This is a genomic window from Vibrio barjaei (assembly GCF_001639065.2).
Taxonomy (GTDB): domain Bacteria; phylum Pseudomonadota; class Gammaproteobacteria; order Enterobacterales; family Vibrionaceae; genus Vibrio; species Vibrio barjaei.
Window position 1 is genome coordinate 133,445 of sequence record NZ_LQXO02000013.1, and the last position, 26,252, is coordinate 159,696.

The window sequence follows — 26,252 nt, forward strand, 5'->3', positions numbered from 1 at the left end:
GTAAATCAGATGAATGACTTTACCTCAATTGCTCAACCTTATGCCAAAGCGGCGTTTGAGTTTGCCCTTGATGAGGCACTGCTCGATGAGTGGGGACAAGCGTTAGGGCTTTTAAAAATGGTGGTATCACAGCCAGCGGTCGTCGAGGTGATTGAAGACCTTGAAGAGGAAAGTTCGGAGCAAGTCTTGCTCGACATGGTACTGACCTCGTGTGATGAGTGGCTTAGCCAATACGTGAAGAATTTCTTACGTGTTATGGCTGAAAACAAGAGACTCAAGCTACTGGCAACCACTGTTGAGTTGTTCTTCGAAATGAAAGCGGAATATGAAAAAACCATGGAAGTATTGGTTTACACCGCAGAACCATTGGAACAAGACCAATTGGTGGACATTAAGAACGCGCTTGAAGCCAAATTTGGCAAAACGGTAACGATAGAACAGCAAATTGATCCATCCCTTGTTGGTGGAGTGATGATTAAAGCGGGCGAGCAGGTGTTAGATGGAAGTATTTACTCATCGTTACACCGTCTTGCTGTCAACCTACACGCATAGTAGGGGAAAGAGATGCAATTGAATTCAAATGAAATTAGTGAACTGATCAGAGAGCGCATCGCCAATTTTGACATGGCGAGTGAGGCGAGAAATGAAGGAACCATCATTTCGGTCAGTGACGGTATTATCACCATTCACGGTCTTGCGGATGCTATGCAAGGTGAGATGATTGAGTTACCAGATAACCGTTTTGCCCTAGCGCTTAACTTAGAACGCCACTCTGTTGGTGCGGTAGTGATGGGCCCTTATGCTGACCTTTGTGAAGGGATGAAGGTCCGTGGTACGGGTCGTATCTTAGAAGTGCCAGTTGGCCCTGCGTTGCTTGGCCGTGTGGTGAACACTTTGGGTCAGCCAATCGATGGCAAAGGCGAAGTTAAAGCTGAACGCTTTGACCCTGTAGAAGTGATTGCGCCGGGTGTAATCGACCGTAAATCAGTGGATGAGCCAATTCAAACTGGCTACAAAGCGGTTGATGCCATGGTACCAATCGGTCGAGGTCAGCGTGAGCTGATTATCGGTGACCGTCAAACAGGTAAGACGGCGATGGCTATCGATGCCATCATCAACCAACGTGACACTGGCGTTAAATGTATTTATGTCGCGATTGGCCAAAAAGCCTCAACGATCGCTAACGTGGTTCGTAAGCTAGAGGAACATGGCGCACTAGCAAACACCATTATTGTGGTGGCCTCAGCGTCAGAATCTGCCGCATTACAATACCTGGCACCATATTCAGGCTGCACCATGGGTGAATATTTCCGTGACCGCGGCGAAGACGCATTGATCATCTACGATGATCTGTCTAAACAAGCTGTTGCTTACCGTCAAATCTCACTACTACTAAAACGCCCACCGGGTCGTGAAGCGTTCCCAGGTGATGTTTTCTATCTTCACTCACGTCTTCTAGAGCGCGCAGCTCGAGTTAATGAGGGTTATGTAGAGCGTTTTACTAATGGTGAAGTTAAAGGTCGTACTGGCTCGTTAACCGCATTACCGATCATCGAAACGCAAGCGGGTGACGTATCTGCGTTTGTACCGACTAACGTTATCTCAATTACCGATGGTCAAATCTTCTTGCAGACTCAGTTGTTTAACTCTGGCTTACGCCCGGCTGTTGACCCTGGTATCTCAGTATCGCGTGTAGGTGGTGCAGCACAAACCAAGATCATCAAGAAGCTCTCTGGAGGTATTCGTACTGCATTGGCTCAGTACCGCGAGCTAGCTGCCTTCGCGCAGTTCTCATCTGACTTAGATGAAGCGACTCGTAAGCAGCTTGACCACGGTGAAAAAGTCACTGAACTCATGAAGCAAAAGCAGTACGCGCCAATGTCTGTTGCGAATCAAGCGTTGGTCATCTTCGCTGCCGAAAAAGGTTTCTTGGAAAATGTCGCACTGAACAAGCTTGCGGAGTTTGAAGATGGTTTGGTGGCTTTTGCTAAACAGACTCAAGCGGATCTACTCGAAGAGATCAACAAAACCGGTGATTACAACAAGGAAATCGAAGGCAAGCTTTATGCACTGCTAGAAGAGTTTTCTGCGCTGCAATATTAACCATCAACCAAGTAGGAGTCAGTAATGGCAAATACCAAAGAGATACGCACCAAGATTGCGAGTATTCAAAGTACTCAGAAAATCACCAGTGCGATGGAGATGGTGGCGGCAAGCAAAATGCGTAAGGTTCAAGACAATATGGAAGCGTCTCGACCTTATGCAGACAACATGAAAAAGGTAATCAGTCACGTGTCTGGCGGTACGTTGGAATATAGCCATCCGTACCTGCAGGAGAGAGAAGTTAAGCGCGTTGCTTACATCATTATCTCTTCAGACCGAGGCTTATGTGGCGGTTTAAACACTAACTTGTTCCGCAAAGTTTTGTCTGAAATGCAAAGCTGGCAGGAGCAAGGTGTAGAAGTTGACACCACATTGATTGGTTCAAAAGCAATCAGCTTTTTTCAATCATCAGGGCGTGTCATAGCTCAAACCTCTGGTTTGGGAGACCACCCAAAGCTCGAAGAGCTACTGGGTACCGTCCACGCCATGATGGAGCATTACGCAGAAGGGCAAATAGACCGACTATTTCTGGTTTATAGCCAATTTGTAAACACCATGACGCAACAACCTACCGTGATGCAATTGTTGCCGTTTCCTAAGCAAGAAGAAACGGAAAAAGAGACACGTTGGGACTACATCTATGAGCAAGCACCAAGAGATATCTTGGACCATTTAATGCTGCGCTATGTTGAGTCTCTGGTGTATCAAGGTGTGGTAGAGAGCATTGCTTGTGAACAAGCAGCGCGAATGGTTGCGATGAGAGCCGCAACGGACAATGCAGGTCAACTGATTGATGATTTGCAGCTCGTGTATAACAAAGCTCGTCAGGCAGCGATCACTCAAGAACTGAGTGAGATTACCGCCGGCGCTCAAGCGGTGTAACAGGATTCAGAGGTAAGATTATGAGTATTGGCAAAATTGTCAAAGTCATCGGTGCCGTTGTCGACGTAGAGTTCGAACAAAACAGCGGTCCGCGAGTATACGACGCTCTAAAAGTCGTAGGTGATGAAAACAGCTCACTTGTTTTAGAAGTACAACAACAGCTTGGCGGCGGCGTGGTTCGCTGTATCGCGATGGGCTCATCTGACGGCCTCAAGCGTGGCCTGCAAGTTGAAACCACAGGTAGTCCGATTACGGTACCAGTAGGTGAAGAAACACTTGGGCGTATTATGAACGTTCTGGGCCAGCCTATCGATGAGTGTGGACCAATTGGTGAAAAAGCCTCGTATGAGATTCACCGTCCAGCGCCTAGCTACGAAGACCAGTCAAACAGTACTGAACTACTTGAGACTGGCGTGAAAGTGATCGACTTGATTTGTCCATTTGCTAAGGGCGGTAAAATCGGTCTGTTCGGAGGCGCTGGTGTAGGTAAGACCGTCAACATGATGGAACTTATCAACAACATCGCGAAAGCACACTCAGGGCTTTCGGTATTCACTGGTGTTGGTGAGCGTACTCGTGAAGGTAACGACTTCTACTACGAAATGAAAGAGGCTGGCGTTTTAGACAAAGTTGCCATGGTTTATGGTCAGATGAACGAGCCACCGGGTAACCGTCTTCGTGTTGCATTGACAGGTCTAACCATGGCGGAACGCTTCCGTGATGAAGGTCGTGATGTACTGCTATTCGTAGATAACATCTACCGTTACACCTTGGCGGGTACAGAGGTATCAGCGCTACTAGGTCGTATGCCATCAGCAGTAGGTTATCAGCCAACGCTGGCGGAAGAGATGGGTGTACTACAAGAACGTATTACCTCTACCAAAAATGGTTCGATTACTTCGATTCAAGCGGTGTACGTACCAGCGGATGACTTAACGGATCCATCGCCAGCAACGACGTTTGCTCACTTGGATGCAACGGTTGTACTGTCACGTAACATTGCAGCACTAGGCCTTTACCCTGCGATCGACCCGCTAGACTCAACGTCTCGCCAGCTTGATCCGCAAATAATTGGTCAAGAGCACTACGACACAGCGCAAGCGGTACAAAAAACACTGCAACGTTATAAAGAACTCAAAGACATCATTGCCATCTTGGGTATGGATGAGCTTTCTGAAGAAGACAAGCAACTGGTATCTCGAGCTCGTAAGGTAGAACGTTTCTTAACGCAGCCGTATCACGTAGCTGAGGTATTTACTGGACAGCCTGGGGTGTTTGTACCTTTGAAAGACACTATCGCGGGCTTCCAAGGTCTGCTTAACGGTCAATATGACGATATCCCAGAACAAGCATTTATGTACTGTGGTTCTATCGACGAAGTGCTTGAGAAAGCGAAAACACTGTAAGGGGTGACGTGATGGCAATAGGTGTTTCACAAACAACCTTTCAACTCAATGTGGTGAGTGCGGAAGGGACGCTGTATTCAGGGCCAGCTCATGCAATCGCCGTTGCCGGAGCGGATGGTGAGCTCGGGATTCGTCCCGGCCACTCCCCATTAATCAGCAAGATCAAGCCAGGTGTTGCAAGAATCCTTGGTGATCTCAAGCAACCAGAGCAGATCTTGTATGTATCGGGTGGCTTGGTAGAAGTACAGCCTGACGTGGTTACCGTACTCGCAGATACGGCATTACACGGCAAAGATATTGATAAAGCTCGAGCGGAAGCGGCACGCCGTGCAGCCGAAGAGAACATTAACAAGTATACCGACGACGTTAATTTTGCTCAGGCACAGCTCGAACTAGCAAAAGCACTGGCTCAACTACGAGCGGTAGAACTTACCGTTGCGCGAGCCAGATATTAAAACCGGAGGAAAGATCATGAGAACAGTTATTGAGTTTACACAAAGTGGTCGCTACATGGACCGAGCTTGGGAAGGTGAGATCTTAGCAGAGAAAGGGGTCCAGAAAGCAGTTTCTCCATCACTGGCGATGCGACTAGTGAGTTTGGGCAGTGCAATTGCGATTTTTGGACCAGATGGAAAACCACTGACCGTGGATGATGACGAAGAGTTCAAACCAGAAGACAAGAAATAAGACAAGCAACGATGAGGCTCGAATCTCATTAGCTAACAGGACGAACCCGGCAACGAAATCTTAAAGGCTCATATTCACCAATGAAGGCTTTGATGTTTCTAAAACAAGAACTGGCTATACCGTCCTCTCAGCTCCGTTGAGTTGAACTCAGCACTCAACAAACCGGACACTGAGGTGAGGTCAATCTATATAAGTGACTCCATCGCCACTTATCCAGATTGGTTTCAGCACTTAGCCGTCACTCTTTTCATAGTTGGGAGTGACGGTTTTTTATTTTCTACGGCCGCTTATTTTTAGCGTTAGACTTAACGATTATGCGCGTGCTCTATTTCCATAGCCTTTTGGTAGTTTGGATTTTTCTCCAGCTGTTCAGAGTAGCGCTGAATGTTTGCGTATTGGCTAATGACGCCTAAATTGGTGACAACATCCACCACGAACGACATCATGATGTCCGCACCAGTCAAACGATCTTCAATCAGATAGCGTTTATCCCCAAGTTGCTGATTCACATAATCCAGTACTTTGTTTTGTTCCATATCTGCATAGCTTGATAGGAAGGCGGTTTCTGCTGGCTCTTTTGCAAGAAACACTTTCAGGAGTAGCGGAAGCATCGCCGAACTTTCTGCAAAGTGTAGCCAAGTAAGATAATCTGCATAGATAGGACTTTCACGATTTGGTGCTAATTGGTCAGCGCCAAATCGCTCGATTAGATATTCAGTAATAGCACCGGATTCGGTGATGATTTGGCCGTCTAATTCTATTACTGGAGATTTGCCAAGCGGGTGTACAGATTTGAGCTCAGGCGGTGCAAGAAACGTAACTGAGTCACGTTGATATGGCACTACTTCATAATCGAGACCAAGCTCTTCTAACAGCCAAATAATTCGTTTTGAACGAGAGTGATTGAGATGGTGAAGCTTGATCATATCTATATCCTTAAAATTATATTGTGTGCAATATAATTGTTACCTATTTAATTTGTTAAGGCAATAGAATAATGGCTAACACTGACAATTAATGACCTGTTAATACAGTAAGTCTTTATCGCTGTTATTAGAATGAGGATCAGAAATAAGCAACGCGTGAGGAACAGGGATGAAACGTTGTATAGGCTTACTATTATTTTTCAGTGCATTATCTAGTGCGGGAGAGTTTTCTTCTGTCGAATCGCCAGTTGCTGGGTGCCCGGGTGATTTCTTTACCCAGAAAGCTCGAGTTTTTGACGTGGTTACGATTTGTGCCACCTCGTCGGTACCTCAAGATAAGCTCAAACATGCCGCCAATGTGACCGCACAATGGCTAGACAACGATCAAAATGGTCAGATTGATGAACCGAATATCATTGAGCCGCTTCGAAATAATCACGCTACTTTGTTGATGAGCCAATCAGGCTTTAGTGATGAAGCATTTGAAAAGCTCGAACCCTACTTTGACCATATGTTAGGGCAAGATTTATCCGCAGATGAAACTGCACCGACGATTGGGCGAGATGCGTCGCAAGAAGAGATACATCATTTGATAGTCAATGCGGGTTGGCAGCCGTATTTACCGGCGGTATTTAGCGACAAAAACGCAAAACAAAGTGCGCTTTATAAGCAATGGCAGCTAGCCGAGCAAAAGGGATTGTACAGTTATGATGACCCAACGTGTGATGATGCGTGCAAAACCGTTGAGTTCTTTTACTTGGCAACTGCGGCGTATTTAGGGTCTGGTGCTGATTTGCAAAGTGATGAAATGCGAGTAAAAAGTCGCAAAGAGTTGAGGCATTTATTGCCAGATTTAGTCTCTTTAATGGAGTCTAGAGACTATCATTATCCGATCCATCTTTGGCCAGATGGTCAATATCGATATTCAGGGAATATCACGCTAACATCGCAGACAGATTGATGGCAAAAAAGGCGCTTAAGCGCCTTTTTTGTTGCGGTCGAATTATTGAAGATAAGCATTCAACATCCAGAGTAGTTTCTCTTGCTCGCGAATATAGTCGCCCATCAATGCTGCAGTACCCTCATCACTCGCTTCGCCAGCTTGCTCTAGGATTTCACGCTGTTTATTGATAAGCACTGAGAAACCATTCACTAGACCAGAGACACACTCTTTGCCGCGAAAGGCATTTTGGTGCTCTTCAATTGCACTTAGTTCTAGATAGCGGCTAAAGCCATGGTCTGGAGTATGACCAATAGTCAGAATACGCTCAGCAAGCTCATCAATCTTAGTTTGTAAGTCCGTGTAGATCTCCTCGAACTTAGCGTGCAATTCGAAGAACTGTTCACCTTTGATATTCCAATGATAACCACGAGTGTTCATGTACAACACCTGGTAGTTAGCGAGTAGCTGATTAAGTTCAATCGCAATAGAGTCAGAAGCGACTTGGTCTAGACCGATAAAGTTAGTGTTTGTCATAATACTGTCCTCTTTGAATCAGAGTGGAATCTTGTTTCGTTGAGGCCAGTATATGAGCAATATCAATTTAGGTTAAATCGATTGTAAATATCGTATTGATAGCTAAATGCTATCAATTTGGGGCGTGAACCCTTACCAAATTTAGTGACTAAAAATCACCTCTTCGTTGGGTACGCGGTGACGCTCGCCGTAAATACCTTCGTCGGTACGAACACCACAACTGATGATCATGGTAATTTCATCATTGTCACCTAAGCCGAGAAGCTGTTTTGCTCTTACCGAGTCAAAGCCTTCCATAGGGCAAGTATCATAGCCCTGTTCGCGCATTGACAACATAAAGGTCATAGAGGCGAGAGCTGCACTCTTATGTAAACAGACTCGAACGTCTTCCTTACTGACTTCACGCACCATCGGTTTGTTTCTGCCAAGCCAGAAGCTGTATATTTTGCGCAGTACCCCACGGATGCCAAGTGAATCATTGTTATAAACCATTGGGATCAGTTTGTCGTAATACTTAAATGCTCGCTTTGAGGTCTCATCTTCGCGGCCATTAAAGTTGCTGCGGACAATATCTGCATTCATCGTGGCGCGCTGCTTCCATTTGTTTGGTGTCACCGTCACCACAACCAGCTCGTTTGCGGTTTTAGCGGCATTTTGCCCCATACAGATTTCACTTAACGCAGCGCGTTTGTCTTCGCTGATCACTCGGTGGAAGGCCCACATCTGCATATTGCTGCTGTTCGGACTCAGTGTGGCGTGTTCAAGGGCCTTTTTAACGGCATCATGGTCAAAGGTCGCGCTCTGATCGTATTTACGAACAGAGCGACGAGTATTAAGAAGATGTTCTAGATGAGATGGGTGGCTCATTGCAGTGTCCAATTATTGAAATTGGACACTTTCTAACAGGTCTTATCGAGGTTCACAAGAGCTTGGCGTAATTGGCTTAGGCAAACCTCTTAGCTTTTTAAATGCAAGTGGTGTTTTTTCTAACAAGATAACTAACAGGTACGAACCAAATAGCGTTCCAAAGAACACAATGAGATCTCGTGTCCATTGGGTTGCGCCCAACATTCCCGCTATATTATTCATGTAGATAGTGACGAGCAGGTGTACGACATAAATAGGAAGTACCCACTTCGCCAGATTATGCCAGACTTTGTGATTCCCCAAATTTGGATGATTCAGAAGCCAGAAGAAAATGCCAGTCGACCAGAACACGGTGCCAAGCAGGAAGTCATTCATGTTGAACACTTGCCCTAGAGAGTTGAGATAAAACGCTTCAAAGAAGTGCAGCAACATGCCAAACAGCGCAAGTACCACAGCTTGTGTCGAGGTAATTGACCACTCTCTACGTCTTACTTCAAATCCGATTGCGACCATCAAAAAGCTAAAAAATGGCCCATTTCGACTAAATATCGGTGTTTCGATTTCGGTAATGTTTAAGTAACTGCCCGCCATTAAGCCGTGTACGTAGAAGATGGCGGCGAATGGCAGTAGAAGTGATCGGCATTTATTGTCCACAAACCATGCAATCATCAAAACGGCTAACGCAAGAGATGGAATAAACCACAAGTGTACTAATCCGCCTTCAAACAGCGAGTTGAGCGGGGTTTGTAGCAAATAATTCCAATAGCCTTGGCGCTCGGCTAAATAACCATGTTCGGCCACTACGGCTAAATTGAAAGGCAATACCAAATAGATCGCGCTCCAAATTACCCAAATGAGCATCAAAGGCAAAGTGTAAGCTTTGGTGGTTTGATATGGCTTTTCGTTTAGCTTGGGATAGATAAGGTATCCAGCAATAAGGAAAAATAACGGCACGGCAAACCGAGCAAGTTGATTGGTAATATAGTTAAGCCAAGGTTCACCGTTAACAAAACCATAATCCATAAAAAGTTGGCAGTGGATAGAAATGACGGCAATTAATGCTAGAACTCTGGCGCATTCAAAACTGGCGATTTTAGACTTGTTTGGCATGATTTATCTTTAAAAACTTACAACGAACGAACAATAGCATCGAAATAAAAAATAGAGGTGTTTGACATCAATTTTCTGCAAAACGCTCCGTTTCAAATTGCAACAATTTGTAGTTTGTCGCGAAATGGGATTAGTAAACCTATCGAGGTTTTCGTATTTAGTTGGAAATACTTATAGCGCTCTACTAGCCTAAAAGTAATGCAATTCCAAAGGATTACCAATGAAGGACATCATTTTATTTGATGCTTATTACCTGCCCGCGTTTTTTCAGCTTCTGCTGATGAGTATTGGTGTTTGGCTTTTCGCTCGGATGGCATACTTACCTTTACTGTATCGATGGAATGTGTGGCATCCTGCTATCTGTGAACTATCCATCTTCATAGTGATTTTCTACTTTTTCCTCCAAGCTAAAATGGGGTAATTTATGGTCAGATTTATACTCCCAATGGTTCTTATTGTGACGGCTGCATTTATGGGAAATGAAGTTTGGTCACTCTATATGAATGATCCTTGGACGAGAGATGCCAGAGTAAGAGCTGAAATCTCTCAGATTGCGCCTAAAGTTTCCGGAGAAATTGTAGCCATTCATGTTATGGACAATGACTATGTATCTAAGGGTAGCCCGCTATTCGATATTGAGGATACCGACTATGTTAACCACTTAAATGAGGTAGAAGCTGAGCTTGCACAAGCGAAAGCAACACTGAAGCAGGCCAAGAATAACTATGAGCGTAACAGATCTTTGCTACCCAAAAAACTTGTGTCTGAGAAACAAGTGCTTAATGAAAAGCTAGAAGTTGAAGCTCAGCAATCAACAGTAGCAAAAGTGGAGGCCGACCTAGCACAGGCAAAACTAAACCTAACGAGAACAAAGGTGTTGGCGCCTAAAGATGGTTTTGTTACTAACTTGAAGCAGCGTGTCGGAAACTATATTAATGTGGGTGAAACCTTTGTTGCTCTTGTTGAAGCTGATTCATACTACGTGCTCGGTTATTTTAATGAAGCAAAAGTAAAACACATCAAGAAAGGCCAGAAAGTGATGATTTACCCGTACACTTCTTCTGATGAAGTTGTAGGGGAAATCGATAGTATTGGGCGAGCGATTGTTGATCAAAGCTCTGATCAGTCAGGATTAATCCCGAATGTCCAGCCCACAATCCCGTGGGTTAGATTGGGCCAAAGAGTACCTGTCCGAATTAGTATTAGCTCAGATGTTGTGGAGGAGATCAGGCTTATTGCGGGCACCACTGTCACAGTTAGGGTCCAGCCATAAATGAGTTATTGGCAAGATAAAAAGGCAATGGCTTTTGCGCTGTCTGTATCGCTGAGTGTTATTATAACTTGGTTGTTGTGTCTAAGGCTTAATGTCGAATCAAGCAGTGCTGCGATGGTCACCATCATTATGATGCTGATGTCGAATAGCCAAGGTGCGAGCCTACTCAAATCATTGACGCGAGTTGTAGGGACATTACTAGGTTGTGGATACGTGCTCTTTATTGCTTCTTCAGCTCTAGTTGATCCATGGCTATTTAACACGCTCATGATTATTTGGATAGTATTATGTGTGGGATTAGCCAGCCTATATGACACAAACTATGCGTATTTGTTTGCAATGGCGGGGATGACGGCCTCAGTCGTTGGTTTTCCGATTACGGTATCTCCCGATCTCTTTCATGCTTTTGATGTGACGCAGTCTAGAACCATTGGTATCTTACTTGGCGTAGGAGTGACTCAAGTGGTGTGCTTCATCATTCCTGCTGGTGATGATACAGAGCGTCTGGATGAGATAAAAACGGCTACAATGAAGCTAGTTGAAGCTTTGATTCAATCACAGAGCTCAGGTGCTTCTCATACAGCTTTAACAAAATTCCTAGGCCTAGTAGCGCAAAACAAGCAGCTACCGATGGAGTCTTTAATTGCCTCAAGTGGTAATCCTGTCAAACAGCCGATAGAAAAACTCTCTTTAGTCCACTGTGTCTCCATCGCTTTTAGCACATTAAAGCTGGTATCACTGTTAAAACATGATGGTCGAACTCAAACGTTAGACTCTCTTATGAGCGCTATTCGTGATGCGGCTCAACCAGACGCTGATGCAGTATCAATCGTTGATAAACTAAAGGTAGAAGGGGGAAATAAAGCACAAATTATCAATAGTCAGTTGTTGATATTTATCAAAGATATCATTTGGCTTCAATTGGAATACAGACAAAATTCAACCTTAACTCCGCCGAGAACGATTAGGCTGACGAGTTATATCGATGTCCCCAATATGCTACGAAACATGATTAGAGCACTCGTTGTGATGCTGGTTTTTTCATATATGTGGATAGAGCTTCAATGGACTAGCGGTATGAACGCGCTGCTACTAGTTGGAATAGTTTGTTCGATGATGGCGACAATACCAAATGCCAATATGGGGAACATTGCTATTTTAAAAGCACAACCCATTGCAATTCTTTTTGGGTATATCGTTACTTTTGTAAATGCACCTCTTGGTTCACCAGGCTTGTTTTTTTCAATGGTCTTCGTTTTCCTGCTCCTTGTGAGTTACCACTTTATGGTTTCACGAACGCCCTTCAAACTGGTTTGCATGTTATTACTTATTTTCTGGGCAAACTATATCCCTCTCACTAACCTGCCATCAATGGACTTTATCTCCTACACCAATACAGCTATTGCGAATTTGACAGCGGTTGTGGGTGTTCTACTCGCTTATCGCTTGATTCCTGTACGGACTGACAACAAAGCAGTGCTAGCAGATATTAAACGATTATTCAGAAAAGTAGAGAAGGGGCGTTTATCATCTGAGTATGTATCTCAACAAGTTTATGCCCTTTACCCGGTGTTGATTAAGGATCAGACGGCTAGAACTGATTTCTACAAGCTTTTAGTGTTATTAGAGGGAATGAGGTTAGAAGAGTTGGGAGCGATCAACAAACAGGCACAAGCGGCGATTATCCGGCTTGGAATGAGTCGTTCATCTTCTGAGAAATGGCAGGAATCTATAGAGTTGCTTGAGAATGAATTGGGTCAACAAATTGAACGAGAGACTATGACCGATATAGATGCGGCTAGTGCTTGGTGGAGGCTCGAGATTTTCTTAGGTAAGTTAAAATTAAAAGAGTCAGGTTAGACCTGACTCCTTTCGCTTTGCATGAAAGTTTCTCGCGCTTAGTGTTGTAGTAGTTGGCTAAAGCGTAGATTGAAGGTTGCAGAATCATTTGGGTCTAGCATGATTCGAACAATATTGATGCCTTTTGGCTCTTTTAAGTGAGCAAAAATCTCAGCCATGTCTTTCTCTGTATGAGCAACGAAACTATGCACATCTTGTCCTTCCGTTCCACCTAGTGCCTCTCCTAGCTTCTCATACTTCCATACTGCGATATCGTTATAAGAACGTTCTTTTCCTGGGTGGATAGCACGTTCTGCACCATAGCCAGCATTATCCAAAATAAATAGTGCTAAGTCTTTCTTGTGTTCGATGAGTGTAGCAAGGTCTTGAGCGCTCATAGTAAATGCCCCTTCGCCTTGTATAGAAATTGAACGACGATTGTTGGCTTCATTGGCAAAGTTAGCACCTACATACATACCAAACCCTGCACCTAATGAGCCCCAGTTTCCACAGCCATGCATGATAACATCTGCTGGAAATTCAGCTTGAGAACTGTTGATGAAGCCACCTGTATCACCGTACAACATATCCCCCTTTTCTAGGTAGTTTGAGAACTGAACAAATAGACGGTCGATAGTCAGTGCATCGTCAGTTGGTTCAAAGCGGTCAGCGAGTTCGAATGCGAATTTACGTCGATTCTGAAGCGCGATTTCACCAGGTTGAATGTCTTTAACTGCATCAAGTAATGCCGGCAAAAACTCTCGAAGGAAAACCTGATCGTAACGCTTGCCGTTGACTTCAACATAATCTTTACGAAGCCAAATTACGTTCTGGTTTTTACCCATTTTAGTTGAGAAAACGCCAGTATCAAATTCATTGAAGGTAACCCCAAGACCGATGGATACGTCTGCGCCATCGACCATTTCTTTTGTGTAGTCTTCACTTACTTCGCCCATGTAAATCCCGATACTGTTAGGGTGCTCTTCAAAGTCGCCCATCTTACATGTAAACGTTGTCGCTACTGCGGCATTCAATTGGTCGACTAGCTCAACTCCTTGCTTAACCAACCCTTCGCGTTGGATCAAATGACCGGTAACAACGCTGCGAGTTTTCGAGTTGTGTAAAATCTTAGAAACCACGTCCAGTGCCTCATTTAGATTAGCGCTAGACGACTGATTTAGCATCAGATCTAATGGTTTGCTTGGTACATCGACCAGCATGGTTTGAAGATCGTACGGAATCTCTAAATAAATAGGCTTTTTGTACTGCATAGCTTTGCGAAGCATATTATCGATTTCAAAAGCAGCGGTTTCGATTTTCTCTACACGGTGGCTAGCCACCGTAATGTGTTCAAATACTTTAATGTTGGTATTAAAGTCATTTTCGATTACATGGTGATAGCGACGTTCTGTCGGAGTATTCAAAACGTCGACAGTAGGTGTACCAGAGATAACTACAATAGGTGTGTCGTCCGCATATGCGCCGGCTACTGCATTGGTACAGCTTAATGAACCTACACCAAAAGTTACGGCCATCGCACCAAATCCATTTTGCTTAGCATAACCATCAGCAGCATAAGTACCGTTAAGCTCGTTTCTTGGCATGATGTGTTTTACACCATGGTCACCATCTAGAATTTCATCAAAGAATGGGAGAACGTAATCACCAGGAATACCAAAAATGTGATTGGTATTAAGCTCTTTTAGGCGAGTAAGGACGTATGTTGATAAAGTTACTTGTTTCATGATTTACCTCGTTCTGATATTGGTTCAGTTCTTGTTGTCGGAGGTAATATTATTTTTTAATTAGAATTTAATATAGAGCTCATTTTGAGAGAGGTAATCCCAGAAATGGGATTACCTACTTATTTATTGAAGGATTGAAGAATAGAATCTATTACTGCTCGCTGTGCAACGGATTGGAGGTTTCTACTTCTATATAATATAGAGAAAGAAACAGGTTTTAATTCATAACCAGAAAAAATAGTAATTAAATCACTGCTAGAGTACTGGTTGTCGCTATGGTAATAAGGGAGTATTGCATACCCTAAGGAGTCATTGACTGCTTTTAATACCATTTCTATATCCATGCCAATAAATCGGCTACTAGGATTCACTTTGATTAGTTCTTTTGTATTAATGTTCTCTACTGGTAAGCTTGGATGTGAAAAAGTTGCTATATATGGAACGGAATCAAATAATCCACTGTCTATATTATCTTTATTCTCGTTATAAAACTGCTTAGTTGACACAAAGTTCAATTCTACATCAATGAGTTTTCTTGCAATATAACTGCTTTCAGGTAGTGGACCATTTACTATTGCGATATCAATATCTTCGCCTAGAGTTGTTGCTGAGTGAGCATTTTTTAATTCAACCGTTAGACCAGGATTGTCGTGTAGTAATGTTGAAATGGCGTCATGTATATACCGGAAGTAGAAAACCTTGGTGGTTGATATTACAACACGTCCTGTAATTGAACCAGGCTTACTGTTGAGTTCATCCACCGCATTTAACATGCCTTCTAAATGCTCATTCAAACTCTTAAAGTATTTTTCGCCTTCGTTAGATAATGTCAGTTTGTTCTTGCTGCGAACGAAAAGCTGTAATCCTAGAGATTCTTCTAATGAAACTATACGTCGACTGACGGTAGAGAGAGGAAGATTAATGCGCTCACTAGCGACCTTCATACTGCCAAATTTGGCGACTTGGCAAAAAACATAGTAATCATCAAGTTGTGCTTTCATCGCTTCTCCTTATATCTGTTGTTTCCTTTAAGGTTAGTACATCTCAGGATACTGCAAGTTATAGAGTTATGATCGATTTCATTTTTGGGATTACTACTCTCAAAATGTGATCTGTAACTTTTTCTGGTTAGTTACTAATCTATACCCATGTTGAGCGACACAACAAAACTAAGATATCAAATTTATCCTAAAGCTCGACACTAACTGTCTATTCAAATAACCGGAGTTACAACAATGGGTACATTAGATATTGTCACATTATTGCTAGCAACAATGGGGCCAATGAAAGTATCAATCGTATTTTCAAAATATGCCGTTAGTATGACAAAGGAAGAGCAGAAAGCCGTAGCAATTAAAACAGTTTTAGTCGCTGCTAGTATATGTATATTTTTTGTTTTAGGTGGTAGTGTTTTACTCAGTTTATTCCATATTGATACTGCATCACTGAATATTGCTGGTGGGATAATACTATTCTTATACGCAATCCAAATGGTAATGGGAGATGATAAAGGTGATAGTGGCGATAACGTAAAACCAAGTAAAAGTATAGCAATATCTCCTTTAGCTATGCCATTTATGGCTACTCCTCAAGCTCTGGTTGCTATTACTACAATTTCAGCTGATATGGCATCTTTATCAGGTGAGTTGATGCTGGTAGTTATTATTGTTGCTATTGCACTTCTAAACTTGTTGGTAATGCTGAATATCAAACGTGTCATGGATTTTATCGGTGTAGAAATTATTCAGATTATTGCGAAAATTGCGGGAATATTACTGACTGCTCTTGCTATGCAAATGATTTTGTCTGGCGTCGCTGATGGTCTAAAAATTCTTGGTCTAGTTTCTTAATTAGTCAAGGTAGCAGCGATTCACCTAGAACATCGCAACAATAAATAGAAACTCAATAGAACTGATAAATATTGGAGAAAGTAACATGAAACTAATTATGACATCACTTGTAATCTTATTCTCGACAGCTAGTTTCGCAGGAGATGGTCCTGGGACAGTCTGCACAACAGATACTGGGCACTCTATTACGGTACACCTAGAGCAATGTCCAACCAACACTACAAAACTAAAATAATCAGCCCCAAGGAGAAAGTACGATGAAAACACTAATCACAATGGTATCGGTAATTCTATTTTCAGCATCGGTAAATGCCGGTGACGGACCGGGTACAATATGCCAAACTGAGTCGGGACATACCATTACGACGAATAAGACAGTTTGCCCCGCAAATACAGTGGAAATCTAATTACTTGTTGAATCCCTAAGCCGCATAAATGCGGCTTTCTTTGTTTCATGCAATATGATCAGCATTTGGCGTATTTATACTACTCTATTCAATAGGATAGTTGACGCGTGTATTTACAGATGTTGAACAGATCATACTTTACTTTCTTTCGAGGACTTGGGCCGGGAATCTTGATGGCATCAGCTGCAGTCGGCGGTTCGCATCTCGTGGCGTCAACTCAGGCTGGAGCGCTCTACGGATGGCAGTTGGCGGGCTTAATACTTTTGGTTAACTTGTTTAAATACCCGTTCATTTATGCTGGGACGCAGTTCACAGCAAGCTCGGGAAAGAGCTTGGTTGAGGGTTATTTTGAGTTAGGTCGAAGGCATCTTCTGATGTTTTTTATCTTTATGTTGATATCTAGTTTTATCAACACTGCCGCATTGATGATGTTTAGCGCAAGCTTACTAGAATATTTTTTCCCTTTCGCAGCAAGTAAAGTACAGTTGTTTTTGGGCGTACTAATAGTGACTTGCATTGTTTTGATAACCGGAAAGTACAAAGCACTAGATTTTCTGTCCAAAATGACAATGTTGATTTTAACGTTGACTACTGTATTCGCAGTCACTTTAGCCTTTCAGAAATACTCACTAAGCAGCTCAGTTGTAATGAGAGATTCTCCTTGGACTATCGGGGCTATTGGATTTTTAATTATCACCATGGGATGGATGCCCGCCCCTATAGAAATCTCAACGCTGACGTCAATGTGGTTGAAGAAAAAAGTACAACACCAAGATGTGGAGCCTCACACGATTAAGACCGACTTCCACGTTGGTTATATATCAACTATTGTTTTGGCACTGGTGTTTTTGTCGCTTGGAGCTTTAGTGTTCAAAGGTTCAGAAGACCAAATGATTCAAGGAAGCGTTGGTTTCACGCATCAACTTGTAAACCTATACAGCTCAGTTACTGGTGATTGGTCCAAATATATTATCGCACTCATCGCATTTCTCTGTATTTACGGTAGTGCTATTACGATACTAGATGGGTATGGAAGAGTTTTATCAGAATCTTTCAGTTTGTTAGTGTCCGCCAAAAGTGATGATTATTCGACCTATTACATTTTCTGGATTCTGTTTGTGTCAACGGGCGCAGGAGTTATTGTTGTTACTTCCATCGGTTCACTCAAAGACATGCTGCATTTTACTATGATTGCGGCGTTTTTGATGACTCCTGTATTTGCGTGGCTCAATTATCGTGTTTTAAATTCAACAGAGCTAAACTCAACATTTAGGGTTACGTATGGGCTTAATTTACTGACTAAGCTTGGATTCATCTATTTAGTCGGCTTTTGTCTTCTGTTTGTAATGTGGTTGGTCGTAGGCCAACCATCTTGAAGACTGATAGGTTCTATTTTGCTGCAAATGAGGGAATCTAATAAAGTGGGTCTATCAAAGCACTTAAGTGCATTGGTACCTTGAGCTTGTAATTAACTTGAATCAACGATTTAAGTCTTGATTGACACATGGTGTAGACGCACTTTTCCAATCTCAACGGTTCCCAACTAGGAGCCGTTTTTTTCTCTCATTTTTCTCGCACGTAAAGTTAAGTTTATCTGAACGATATTTAGATATTACTTGATATATTGAACGCCCACCTCTGAGTAGTATTCATCTGTAACGTGATGAGCAGGAGTGGCTATGTGTGAGTTAGATGAAGGTTATGATGACCTCAATTTTGAATTAAATGAGAGTGAGGTTGAGTTTCTTGGTTGGAATGACAAAGAATGGTTAATAGAGTTAATGGTGTTTCTACTGATTTTAGGCGGTGCCGTTGCGATTGTTACCTATCGAGTGTGTTTCGATGGTTAAAGATCTTCAAGAGGCGAAAGCAATACGCAGACTGACCCTGTGCTGGAGTTTCTATTTAGCGGTTGCGATGGGAGTGCTAATCGGAGTGATGGCCACCTCTTAGTATTGGAAGCGACCATTTATTGACGGCTTAACAACAATTGTTAAATAGCCTATTGCTCGTGCCAACGACTCTTGTATGCACTCGAATAATCAGGTGTTTCGATACTAGGATGGAGATCATCGCAAGGCTCAAGCGGTCCTATAACGGTGCGGTAGGGTAGAATGCCTGCCCACGCTTTTAGATCGAGATCCTCTTTGTCGTCATTGACTCCATGACGGCCAATTTTCACCGAAGCTTCGTTGAGTTCAATAGCGAGCACGTCCGTTGCGGTGAGCTCTTTATCGTTGCTGAGGCGAACTTCTTCAGTTCTACCTGGTGCAATATGCTCAACAAAGTGGTTTAACACTCGGTCTTTCTCTTTATTCTCTTCAATGTTCTCAAATTGACCAAAGACGACTGCACTTCGATAGTGCGCACTATGATGGAAAGCGGAGCGGGCCAATACCCAGCCATCAAACAGGGTAAAAGTTAAGCAGGTTTTTTGCCCCGCTTTGAGCGTACGAAGCAACCGACTGTTCTTGGCGCCGTGTATGTAGACTTTATTGTCCACTCGCCATGCCAGCATAGGAATCACGATAGGACCGTTGTCATCATTGAGGGCGACGTGGGCAATTAATGACTCATCAATAATGTCATAGAGTGCTTGTGGGTCGAAGACGGCTTTATGACTGCCTTTCTTAATCTGTGTTCTTGTCGTGTTTGAAAGCACTGGCGTTCTCCATTCGATTGCAGTTAACGCCAAAGTAAATAATATTTGGTACTCTAGTTAGGTCCAAATAGATAAAAATGGTGGATCCAGTTTGAATGTTATTGATATCAGCGACATCTCATTGGCAAAATCCGGTGTCACGCTTCAGCACAATCTCTTTAGCCAAATACGCTCAAGGATCCTCAATGGACGTTGGGTATCGGGCGCCAAACTGCCGTCCACTCGTACGATGGCGAACCAACTTAAGGTGAGTCGTAATACCATTATTCAAACCTATGATCAGTTAGTAGCGGAAGGCTATCTAGTATCGAAGCCGCACAGTGGTTTTTTTGTTTCTTTAACACTGCCCGACCAATATCTCAATGCGCCTGAAGGTAAGAATGAAAGTGCGCTGGGCGTTGATAACACGCCTAACAGTGGTTTATTTGCACCTGGTGTGGCTGAATTTGCGCTGTTTCCTACAGCGCAATGGAACCGCTTATTACAACGTCATAGCATCCGCATTTCTCTATTGGGAAACCAAGATCTACAAGGGTATCTGCCACTTCGTGAAGCGTTGCATCGTTATTTAATCAGCAGTCGCTCTGTTGTGTGTAATCCGAACCAAATCATTATTACCTCTGGAGCTCAGCAATCTATAGCTATCGCTTTGCTGGCAATCAATAGCTTGGGAAACAACGAAAAGTTGCTGGTTGAGTTCCCCGGTTACCGTCAAGTCGTTAAGGTGCTCGATACCTTCAATCTGGATTATGGACTTGTCGACGTGACAGCTGAGCGTGGATTGAATACCGAATATATTATCAATCAAAAAGCACTAGGTGTTTACTTAACGCCAAGCAATCAATATCCAATGGGCAGCTCCATTCAGACGGAGCAACGTTTGCAGTTAATTAACTGGGCTCAAGAAAACAAAAGTTGGATTATTGAAGATGACTATGACAGTGAGTTTCAGTTTGATAGTCGTCCGCTACGAAGTATGCAGGGGCTGGCAGCAGAGAGTGGTAATGCTAATCATATGGTGTATATCGGCTCAATGAGTAAGGTAATGTTTAATGCATTACGAATCGGCTATATGGTGGTTCCGGAAGATTTAGTTAAAGTCTGTCTAGAGATAAAAGACGCGCTTTCTGGTGATACCCCATCGCACACACAAGCGGCGTTAGCCGAGTTCATTGATGAAGGTATGCTGGTTCGCCATATACGCAAAATGCGCCGTCGATACGAGCAAAAATACCACCTGATGAAGCAATGCATTACTGAGCGTTTTGGAAGTGAGTGGCAAGTCGTCTCTCAAGGAGCTGGGCTACACATTACCGTTCAGTGGCAAAGTGACGTCGATGAACATCAATTCTCCGAGCTCGCCCTATCTCATAATATCGTGGTGCGGCCGATGAATTATTATGAACCTATTAACCACAAGCGTAGCTACGGTTCGGTTGTTTTAGGTTATGGAAATGCGCCTTTAGAGTCGATAGTAGAAAGTGTTGAAAAATTAGCGGAGCTTTATTTTGAGCTAAAGAACGACAATGCTGTCGATCTCGCGGAATAAATCTGTAGTCCACAAATACGCAAAAGGCACAAGTAACCCACTTGTGCCTTTTCATTATTCCGCGATAGTCAACTTATGATTGAGTAACAGGTTTGCTTTCTAACTGCTCCTCTAGGCGAGACTTCTCAGCCTGCTTTTTCTCGAAGCGGGAAATCCACCACCAGGCAAGACCGGAGAAAACAGCGGTCATAAAGACGTTGATAAAGAACGCTCTGACTAAATCCACTCCAGTTGGGAAGGCTGAGGCTGTCATACTGATCACGAAGATAGCAATCAGTACTGATACTACGCCCATGCCGAATTTTCGAGAGCCCATGCGGAAGTCGCGTGGTGTGTCGTCATGTTTGAGTCGAAATACGAAGTAGGCGACCATGATAAAGATTGGTGGCAGCATCGCGGTACCTGCGGTGAGGTTAATCGCGGTGTTCATCATGTCTTGCACTGATTCAGAGCCAAAACCGTTGATAACCAGCATCACGAAGACAAAGGCAAATTGCCACCATGCTGCACGCACTGGTACGCCGTGCTCGTTAAGTTCTGTGGTTTTTTCGCCGTAGACACCTTTTGGAATCTCTGAGAAATGAATTTTAACGGGTGCAGCAGTCCACATCATCATTGAACCGAACATGGCGATGAAGAGAATAACGCCAACGAAACGACCCACTAAGGTTTCTGAGATGTTGAAGTACTGTGCCATTCCTCTAAAGATTTCAACCATACCGCCTGCGTAAGTTAGGTTTTCACGTGCGACAAATACATTTACGAGTAGTGAGCCTAGGGCGTACATTCCACCGATAACAACGCCTGCTGCGATAATGACTTTGATAAATGATTTATGACCACCTTTTACATCATTGAGATAAGCAGCAGCGGTTTCAGCACCACCGGCTGCTTGGAAGATCCAACACATAATTCCTAGTGTTGCCCAGTTTACTGTTGGCGTCATGGCTTGCAGTGTAATTGGCTCTGCTGGCGTATGGTCGCCGCTGAGCGCCATCAAAGCCCCTAAAACATAAACAGCAAATAAAGCAAAGACACCGTAGGCAACGATTTCGGCAATTTTACCTAGCCAACTTGCGCCTTTTGTTGAGATATGGGTAGCGGCTGCAAACAGTGCGATGGAGATTATTGATGTTACGAACGGTGAAAAGGTGTATTCATACCCCAGCATTGCATAAGAAGCATACGCAATGACATTAGGTAGTAGAGAGACAAACCAAAATAGGTTCACAAACCAGTAAAGGAAAGAACCCAGATAGGCGGATTTGGTGCCTAGTGGCTTTTTGAGCCAATCGTACATGCCAGACTCTGAGTTTTTGTTTGCAGATACAAACTCAGCGATGATAAATACGAAAGGGATGAAGTAAACGACTGTAGCCAATAGGAAAATAGGAGCAGAGCTTAGGCCCAACTCAATGTTGTTGTTTACAATGTTGCGAACGTTGAAAACCGCCGCAAATGTCATGGACAACAGGGCAAACTTGCCTATTGTTCCGCGCATAGATTCAGACATAGTGTCCTCCAATGAATCACGTCTATTGTACTCTCATTCTTGAAGAGCAGTTATTTGAAGGGGCCAGATACTTGTGTCTGGCCCGAATAGTGTTATTTGTTTAGGAAGTAGCCATCTTCGATGGTGACTTTAAGCACGACCTTGCGAACAGGCTCGTTACGGACAAATCGATGCGCTTCGTTATTGTCAAAAATCGCAACCTGTCCTTGATGGACTTCGCGTTGCTCACCTTGTCCAGAGAAAAGCTCTCTGTCCGTTTCGTCTCGATAGCGCTGCTCAAGAGTCAGGTCGGCTTTGCTTGCAAACTCGACAACCTCATGACCTGCCAAGTAGTAGTGCACATCAAAGTAACGACGGTTGCCCTCAAAGAGTTCAGGCTGTTTGCTCTCGTTGGTTTCAATCATATAAACCAGAGAGTCCCCTATAGAGTGCATTACGCCATCTTTGATATTTTCAATATTTTCAATAGCTTCTATGCAGCGGTTCCACTTTCGGCCATCACGATAGACCGACTTAAATTGTTCTAAGCTCTCTAAGATGATCATGGGTTATGCCTCGTTTGTGGTTGTGCGGGTAAAAAACTGATTACTGAAGTCATAGTTGGCCAACGTATTGGCGTTACAGTCTCCGGACTGCATTGGAAGTAACGTTAAACCGTAGCGGAAGGTATCCATGTAGACACGGTAAGAATCGAGGACTTCACTTCCCCATGAGTTTGACCCTAGGCCCATGAGTTTGTGATCAAGGTTTAGCGTGATGTGACCGCTTGGTTTAAGCTCGTTGGTGTGCTGCGCTTGGTGTAAGTTTTCATTGCTGTAGAACCAAGCGCTGAGGTTGAGCTCTTGTTGTGGCTTAATAAACAGACCACTGCCGTCACGGTTAGTCAGAGAGGCCCAGCGGACATGCTGGCGATTGCCGTTGTTTTGTGGGAATGGATAGTTTTCGAACATATCCGCGACCGTGCTTTGATACACGTCGATAATATTGGCTTGTTGGCTGTCGAGGTAATTCTCTTCTGGGCCTCGGCCATAGTATTTCACTTGGTCGAACTGTTGATTGATTCCTAGTTCAAAACCAATAACAGGAATCACATGCGGATAGTCACCATAACGCTCCCCTTGAAGCTCGATATTGAGCTGACCTTGAGGTGAAATCTGGTAACGATAATCAGTGCGCATGCCAAAATCGAACACAGGCGGTGCAACAATGCTGGTGGTGCGCACTTCAATTCGCCCGTCGATCTGCTGTACTTCAATGGTTCGGAAATGCTCTTGCATAATTGGTAAGTGAGCAGGTTCCCATAGACCTTCGTGTTCTTGCTTATGGTTATCGATCATCGGTTTGAAGAAATTGAGCTTAGGCTCTGATTCGATAAGCTGTTTCCCGTTTACAATCCATGAAGAGAGCTTGCCGTTGACTTTAGAGAAGGTCATTGTGAAGTTATGACCAGAAATTAGGTACGCTAATCGACTCTCCTCTAGGGAAAGGGGTGTTGTATTAGCACAAATAAATTTGGTTTCTTGTGCGGTATTTTCTTTAATTCGATACTGGTAGACGGCAATATCATGATTCGCTTGGCTATATAAAGAGCGGCTGTCTTTACGGACGGTGAAGTTGATAAATGTTTCACGGTCATCGAGCTGAGGAAGATTAATTTCAATTTGGCGCTCGCTATTCGCGCTAAGTTCAGAGACCTTAAACTGAACACTGCGAAGCGTCTCACCTTCTGCACGAATGTCAGCGGTGATGGTGTAATCGTCTAGGTTGGTAAACCACAGTTTATTGCTAACAATGAACGTACCTAGGCGTGCATCTACCTCAGTAATTTTCACTGGAGCGATGACTTGTTTGTATTCTTTCAAACCCGGTCCTGGTGTTTGGTCGGAGTAAACCAGTCCGTCCATACAGAAGTTGTAATTGTTTGGGTAATCACCAAAGTCCCCACCATACTTATAGAAATTTTGTCCCTTTTCATCGGTGGCGAGAATGCCATGATCACACCATTCCCAAACGAAATGTCCTTGAATATGGTCGTGAGCGTAGAACACATTTTGATACTCAGTCAGACCACCAGGGCCGTTGCCCATTGCGTGAGCGTACTCGCAGATGATACGTGGCTTTTCGTGGGGGTGTTCGCCAAAGTAATTCATCAATTGCGCGCGAGAGTACATGGTTGAGATAACATCGACGACTTCAGCGTCACGGTCTTCTTCGTAGTGAACAAGTCTTGTGTTATCAATGGCTTTAGTCGCGTCATACATCGCTTTGATGTTACAGCCATAGCCAGATTCATTGCCTAGAGACCACATGATGATTGAAGGGTGGTTCTTTTGTGCGTGAACATGACGTTCAGCACGGTCTACGAAGACGGCTTCCCATGCGGGATCGTTAGTGATGCGGCTAAGATCGCCAACGTTGGCGAATCCATGGGTTTCCACATCAGTTTCTGCCATAACAAATAAACCATAGATGTCGCAGAGTTCGTAGAATCGCGGGTCATTAGGATAGTGAGCAGTGCGTACGGAGTTGATGTTGTGCTGCTTCATTAAGATGATGTCTTTTTCAACACGATCCATGCCCACCGCTCGACCTTTTAAATGATCGTTATCGTGTCGGTTAACGCCATGCAGCATGACGTATTGGTTGTTAACGTAGAACAGGCCATCTCGAACTTTGATATCTCGAAAGCCAACCCGTTGTGGAATGACTTCTATGATTTCACCTTGGCTGTTTTTTAGAGTTAGAAACAGTTGATAAAGATGAGGGTTCTCAGGCGTCCAATGTATCGGCTCCTCAACGTCAATTGTGAAATCTGCTTTGGTAGAGCCTTGTACTGATATGCGGTCTATATTGCCAGTGGCAATGTTATGTTGATGATCTTTTAGCTCATAGCTAATTGAAACGGTGTCATTAAGCACTGCTGCGAGGTTTTCCAACAGTAGTGCACAAGATAATGTTGCCTGTGAATAGTCATCGTTGAAGTCGGTACGTATAGAGACATCTTGTACATGCAGCAGCTCTTTACCTACGAGGTAGACATCGCGAAAGATCCCGCCTGTCCACCACATATCTTGATCTTCAATGTAAGTCGAATCAGCCCATTGCATGACTCGAACGCTCAGTAGGTTGTCACCAACTTGAGCAAAGGACGAAATGTCAAACTCTGCCGTAAGTCGACTGCCTTTGCTAAAGCCAACATAGCTGCCGTTAACGTAAACTTCGAAGTAGGTCTCAACGCCGTCGAATTTGATGATGGTTTGTTTGTCTTGCCAGTTATCACCGAGAGTGAAAGTACGTTGGTAAGCGCCTGTTGGGTTATCAGTGGGTACAAAAGGCACATCGATTGGAAACGGGAATCCTTCGTCTGTGTATTGAAGGTCGCCGTGTCCTTCCATTTGCCACATGTTAGGTACGGTGATCTGCCCCCATTGTGTCATTGGTTGAGAGTAAAACTCGTCGGGAACAAGAATAGGGTTTTGAAAAAGCTGAAACTGCCACCGACCACTTAGCAGCATAAAGTGGCTACTAAGCTCTCGCTGAAATGTTTGAGCGGCGTTAACTGAGGGATATGAGAAGAAATACGCGCGTGGAGCCATGCGGTTCTCATGAAGATGAAGAAAGTTTTCCCAGTTGTTCACGTTAAATCTCCCTCGACCGGTAAACCGTGTCGATGCTGTGTTAAAAATGCCCGTTTAGGATATGAGGATATTTTAGTAAAACTTTTACTAAAATATATTGATATTTGCTTTTTACTTTAACTTGATCACGATTTAAGCAATCAAGAGAGGTAAAGTTGTGATCGGGTTTAAATAAACGGAGTGAATGATGGGGGCGGGCTTAACTTGGTATCATGAGTAGGGTTTTATCTGGGAATGATGATTTTAATTGTTAAAATACAATAACTTATTTATTTTTTATCGTGTTTAATGATTTTACGGAGAAGGGGAATGGTGAGC

26 protein-coding genes are annotated in these 26,252 nt (G+C 43.6%); 16 read left to right on the forward strand and 10 right to left on the reverse strand.

Translation table 11 applies throughout. The annotated features are described in order from the left end of the window. Positions 1-9 precede the first annotated feature (9 nt). Genes AWH66_RS08905 through AWH66_RS08930 form a run of 6 tightly spaced genes read left to right on the forward strand, consistent with a single transcriptional unit; the run spans position 10 to position 5,078 of the window. A complete protein-coding gene (locus AWH66_RS08905; protein ID WP_063604744.1) occupies positions 10-552 on the forward strand; it encodes a F0F1 ATP synthase subunit delta in 543 nt (180 codons plus the stop codon). 12 nt (positions 553-564) lie between these two features. Beyond that, positions 565-2,103: a F0F1 ATP synthase subunit alpha gene (gene atpA / locus AWH66_RS08910; protein WP_063604745.1), complete on the forward strand. Its 1,539-nt coding sequence runs from the start codon at positions 565-567 to the stop codon at positions 2,101-2,103. 24 nt (positions 2,104-2,127) lie between these two features. Then, entirely contained in the window at positions 2,128-2,985 is an 858-nt protein-coding gene (gene atpG / locus AWH66_RS08915) for a F0F1 ATP synthase subunit gamma (RefSeq protein WP_063604746.1), read from the forward strand. Between the two features lie 20 nt (positions 2,986-3,005). After that, the gene (gene atpD / locus AWH66_RS08920; RefSeq protein WP_063604747.1) at positions 3,006-4,391 is read left to right on the forward strand and encodes a F0F1 ATP synthase subunit beta; all 1,386 of its coding nucleotides are present in this window, start codon (positions 3,006-3,008) and stop codon (positions 4,389-4,391) included. An 11-nt stretch (positions 4,392-4,402) separates the two neighbouring features. Then, on the forward strand, positions 4,403-4,846 hold the full coding sequence (locus AWH66_RS08925) for a F0F1 ATP synthase subunit epsilon (protein WP_006070145.1): 444 nt from the start codon (positions 4,403-4,405) through the stop codon (positions 4,844-4,846). A gap of 16 nt (positions 4,847-4,862) precedes the next feature. After that, positions 4,863-5,078 carry a hypothetical protein gene (locus AWH66_RS08930; protein WP_051868391.1) on the forward strand — a complete coding sequence of 72 codons (216 nt, stop codon included), beginning with the start codon at positions 4,863-4,865 and terminating at the stop codon, positions 5,076-5,078. A gap of 305 nt (positions 5,079-5,383) precedes the next feature. Here the strand turns inward: AWH66_RS08930 and AWH66_RS08935 are convergent, their stop codons facing one another. Beyond that, positions 5,384-6,004, reverse strand: coding sequence for a glutathione S-transferase family protein (locus tag AWH66_RS08935; protein ID WP_063604748.1), 621 nt, complete (start codon positions 6,002-6,004; stop codon positions 5,384-5,386). 169 nt (positions 6,005-6,173) lie between these two features. Between AWH66_RS08935 and AWH66_RS08940 the strand changes: the two genes are divergently transcribed. Beyond that, positions 6,174-6,965 carry a hypothetical protein gene (locus tag AWH66_RS08940; protein ID WP_063604749.1) on the forward strand — a complete coding sequence of 264 codons (792 nt, stop codon included), beginning with the start codon at positions 6,174-6,176 and terminating at the stop codon, positions 6,963-6,965. A gap of 42 nt (positions 6,966-7,007) precedes the next feature. Here the strand turns inward: AWH66_RS08940 and AWH66_RS08945 are convergent, their stop codons facing one another. The 3 genes from AWH66_RS08945 to AWH66_RS08955 form a co-directional block, all read right to left on the reverse strand. Continuing rightward, positions 7,008-7,481 carry a Dps family protein gene (locus AWH66_RS08945; RefSeq protein WP_063604750.1) on the reverse strand — a complete coding sequence of 158 codons (474 nt, stop codon included), beginning with the start codon at positions 7,479-7,481 and terminating at the stop codon, positions 7,008-7,010. Between the two features lie 141 nt (positions 7,482-7,622). After that, entirely contained in the window at positions 7,623-8,348 is a 726-nt protein-coding gene (locus tag AWH66_RS08950; RefSeq protein ID WP_063604751.1) for a nitroreductase family protein, read from the reverse strand. Between the two features lie 42 nt (positions 8,349-8,390). Further along, positions 8,391-9,458: an acyltransferase gene (locus tag AWH66_RS08955; RefSeq protein ID WP_063604752.1), complete on the reverse strand. Its 1,068-nt coding sequence runs from the start codon at positions 9,456-9,458 to the stop codon at positions 8,391-8,393. Between the two features lie 220 nt (positions 9,459-9,678). Between AWH66_RS08955 and AWH66_RS26120 the strand changes: the two genes are divergently transcribed. The 3 genes from AWH66_RS26120 to AWH66_RS08965 are packed head-to-tail and all read left to right on the forward strand — an operon-like array spanning position 9,679 to position 12,591. Next, on the forward strand, positions 9,679-9,879 hold the full coding sequence (locus AWH66_RS26120; RefSeq protein WP_240495607.1) for a hypothetical protein: 201 nt from the start codon (positions 9,679-9,681) through the stop codon (positions 9,877-9,879). A gap of 3 nt (positions 9,880-9,882) precedes the next feature. Beyond that, positions 9,883-10,731, forward strand: a complete 849-nt coding sequence (locus AWH66_RS08960) for an efflux RND transporter periplasmic adaptor subunit (protein WP_240495608.1) — start codon at positions 9,883-9,885, stop codon at positions 10,729-10,731. Further along, positions 10,732-12,591, forward strand: a complete 1,860-nt coding sequence (locus tag AWH66_RS08965; protein WP_063604753.1) for an FUSC family protein — start codon at positions 10,732-10,734, stop codon at positions 12,589-12,591. It abuts the gene before it with no gap. Positions 12,592-12,629: 38 nt separating this feature from the next. Here AWH66_RS08965 and AWH66_RS08970 read toward each other — a convergent pair whose 3' ends face one another. Both AWH66_RS08970 and AWH66_RS08975 read right to left on the reverse strand, forming a co-directional pair. Continuing rightward, complete coding sequence (locus AWH66_RS08970) at positions 12,630-14,315, reverse strand: thiamine pyrophosphate-binding protein (RefSeq protein ID WP_063604754.1); 1,686 nt, start codon at positions 14,313-14,315, stop codon at positions 12,630-12,632. 119 nt (positions 14,316-14,434) lie between these two features. After that, complete coding sequence (locus AWH66_RS08975; RefSeq protein WP_063604755.1) at positions 14,435-15,316, reverse strand: LysR family transcriptional regulator; 882 nt, start codon at positions 15,314-15,316, stop codon at positions 14,435-14,437. A 234-nt stretch (positions 15,317-15,550) separates the two neighbouring features. On the opposite strand from AWH66_RS08975, the gene AWH66_RS08980 reads away from it, so the two are divergent. The 5 genes from AWH66_RS08980 to AWH66_RS25905 all read left to right on the forward strand — a co-directional run bounded on the left by AWH66_RS08980 (position 15,551) and on the right by AWH66_RS25905 (position 18,422). Continuing rightward, on the forward strand, positions 15,551-16,165 hold the full coding sequence (locus AWH66_RS08980; RefSeq protein WP_063604756.1) for a MarC family protein: 615 nt from the start codon (positions 15,551-15,553) through the stop codon (positions 16,163-16,165). 85 nt (positions 16,166-16,250) lie between these two features. Continuing rightward, positions 16,251-16,400 carry a hypothetical protein gene (locus AWH66_RS25895; protein WP_167360936.1) on the forward strand — a complete coding sequence of 50 codons (150 nt, stop codon included), beginning with the start codon at positions 16,251-16,253 and terminating at the stop codon, positions 16,398-16,400. 22 nt (positions 16,401-16,422) lie between these two features. Continuing rightward, positions 16,423-16,572: a hypothetical protein gene (locus tag AWH66_RS25900; protein ID WP_167360937.1), complete on the forward strand. Its 150-nt coding sequence runs from the start codon at positions 16,423-16,425 to the stop codon at positions 16,570-16,572. Between the two features lie 173 nt (positions 16,573-16,745). Then, the gene (locus AWH66_RS08985) at positions 16,746-17,948 is read left to right on the forward strand and encodes an NRAMP family divalent metal transporter (RefSeq protein WP_240495609.1); all 1,203 of its coding nucleotides are present in this window, start codon (positions 16,746-16,748) and stop codon (positions 17,946-17,948) included. 303 nt (positions 17,949-18,251) lie between these two features. Then, positions 18,252-18,422, forward strand: coding sequence for a hypothetical protein (locus AWH66_RS25905; protein WP_167360938.1), 171 nt, complete (start codon positions 18,252-18,254; stop codon positions 18,420-18,422). 152 nt (positions 18,423-18,574) lie between these two features. On the opposite strand, the gene AWH66_RS08990 is transcribed toward AWH66_RS25905, so the two are convergent. Next, positions 18,575-19,234: a pyridoxamine 5'-phosphate oxidase family protein gene (locus AWH66_RS08990; RefSeq protein ID WP_063604758.1), complete on the reverse strand. Its 660-nt coding sequence runs from the start codon at positions 19,232-19,234 to the stop codon at positions 18,575-18,577. A gap of 91 nt (positions 19,235-19,325) precedes the next feature. Here AWH66_RS08990 and pdxR point away from each other — a divergent pair, with 91 nt between their 5' ends. Further along, positions 19,326-20,783, forward strand: coding sequence for a MocR-like pyridoxine biosynthesis transcription factor PdxR (gene pdxR, locus AWH66_RS08995; RefSeq protein ID WP_063604759.1), 1,458 nt, complete (start codon positions 19,326-19,328; stop codon positions 20,781-20,783). A gap of 73 nt (positions 20,784-20,856) precedes the next feature. Here the strand turns inward: pdxR and AWH66_RS09000 are convergent, their stop codons facing one another. The 3 genes from AWH66_RS09000 to ebgA all read right to left on the reverse strand — a co-directional run bounded on the left by AWH66_RS09000 (position 20,857) and on the right by ebgA (position 25,934). Next, positions 20,857-22,296 carry an amino acid permease gene (locus AWH66_RS09000; protein WP_063604760.1) on the reverse strand — a complete coding sequence of 480 codons (1,440 nt, stop codon included), beginning with the start codon at positions 22,294-22,296 and terminating at the stop codon, positions 20,857-20,859. Positions 22,297-22,388: 92 nt separating this feature from the next. Continuing rightward, complete coding sequence (locus AWH66_RS09005) at positions 22,389-22,841, reverse strand: beta-galactosidase subunit beta (RefSeq protein ID WP_063604761.1); 453 nt, start codon at positions 22,839-22,841, stop codon at positions 22,389-22,391. A 3-nt stretch (positions 22,842-22,844) separates the two neighbouring features. Further along, entirely contained in the window at positions 22,845-25,934 is a 3,090-nt protein-coding gene (ebgA, locus tag AWH66_RS09010; RefSeq protein ID WP_063604762.1) for a beta-galactosidase subunit alpha, read from the reverse strand. Positions 25,935-26,252: the final 318 nt, after the last annotated feature.

Excerpts from the sequence above, each read along its gene's own strand:
- AWH66_RS08905 (WP_063604744.1), top strand. The coding sequence starts at position 10 with ATGAATGACTTTACCTCAATTGCTCAACCTTATGCCAAAGCGGCGTTT.
- atpA (WP_063604745.1), top strand. The coding sequence starts at position 565 with ATGCAATTGAATTCAAATGAAATTAGTGAACTGATCAGAGAGCGCATC.
- atpG (WP_063604746.1), top strand. The coding sequence starts at position 2,128 with ATGGCAAATACCAAAGAGATACGCACCAAGATTGCGAGTATTCAAAGT.
- atpD (WP_063604747.1), top strand. The coding sequence starts at position 3,006 with ATGAGTATTGGCAAAATTGTCAAAGTCATCGGTGCCGTTGTCGACGTA.
- AWH66_RS08925 (WP_006070145.1), top strand. The coding sequence starts at position 4,403 with ATGGCAATAGGTGTTTCACAAACAACCTTTCAACTCAATGTGGTGAGT.
- AWH66_RS08930 (WP_051868391.1), top strand. The coding sequence starts at position 4,863 with ATGAGAACAGTTATTGAGTTTACACAAAGTGGTCGCTACATGGACCGA.
- AWH66_RS08935 (WP_063604748.1), bottom strand. The coding sequence starts at position 6,004 with ATGATCAAGCTTCACCATCTCAATCACTCTCGTTCAAAACGAATTATT.
- AWH66_RS08940 (WP_063604749.1), top strand. The coding sequence starts at position 6,174 with ATGAAACGTTGTATAGGCTTACTATTATTTTTCAGTGCATTATCTAGT.
- AWH66_RS08945 (WP_063604750.1), bottom strand. The coding sequence starts at position 7,481 with ATGACAAACACTAACTTTATCGGTCTAGACCAAGTCGCTTCTGACTCT.
- AWH66_RS08950 (WP_063604751.1), bottom strand. The coding sequence starts at position 8,348 with ATGAGCCACCCATCTCATCTAGAACATCTTCTTAATACTCGTCGCTCT.
- AWH66_RS08955 (WP_063604752.1), bottom strand. The coding sequence starts at position 9,458 with ATGCCAAACAAGTCTAAAATCGCCAGTTTTGAATGCGCCAGAGTTCTA.
- AWH66_RS26120 (WP_240495607.1), top strand. The coding sequence starts at position 9,679 with ATGAAGGACATCATTTTATTTGATGCTTATTACCTGCCCGCGTTTTTT.
- AWH66_RS08960 (WP_240495608.1), top strand. The coding sequence starts at position 9,883 with ATGGTCAGATTTATACTCCCAATGGTTCTTATTGTGACGGCTGCATTT.
- AWH66_RS08965 (WP_063604753.1), top strand. The coding sequence starts at position 10,732 with ATGAGTTATTGGCAAGATAAAAAGGCAATGGCTTTTGCGCTGTCTGTA.
- AWH66_RS08970 (WP_063604754.1), bottom strand. The coding sequence starts at position 14,315 with ATGAAACAAGTAACTTTATCAACATACGTCCTTACTCGCCTAAAAGAG.
- AWH66_RS08975 (WP_063604755.1), bottom strand. The coding sequence starts at position 15,316 with ATGAAAGCACAACTTGATGATTACTATGTTTTTTGCCAAGTCGCCAAA.
- AWH66_RS08980 (WP_063604756.1), top strand. The coding sequence starts at position 15,551 with ATGGGTACATTAGATATTGTCACATTATTGCTAGCAACAATGGGGCCA.
- AWH66_RS25895 (WP_167360936.1), top strand. The coding sequence starts at position 16,251 with ATGAAACTAATTATGACATCACTTGTAATCTTATTCTCGACAGCTAGT.
- AWH66_RS25900 (WP_167360937.1), top strand. The coding sequence starts at position 16,423 with ATGAAAACACTAATCACAATGGTATCGGTAATTCTATTTTCAGCATCG.
- AWH66_RS08985 (WP_240495609.1), top strand. The coding sequence starts at position 16,746 with ATGGCATCAGCTGCAGTCGGCGGTTCGCATCTCGTGGCGTCAACTCAG.
- AWH66_RS25905 (WP_167360938.1), top strand. The coding sequence starts at position 18,252 with ATGTGTGAGTTAGATGAAGGTTATGATGACCTCAATTTTGAATTAAAT.
- AWH66_RS09000 (WP_063604760.1), bottom strand. The coding sequence starts at position 22,296 with ATGTCTGAATCTATGCGCGGAACAATAGGCAAGTTTGCCCTGTTGTCC.
- AWH66_RS09005 (WP_063604761.1), bottom strand. The coding sequence starts at position 22,841 with ATGATCATCTTAGAGAGCTTAGAACAATTTAAGTCGGTCTATCGTGAT.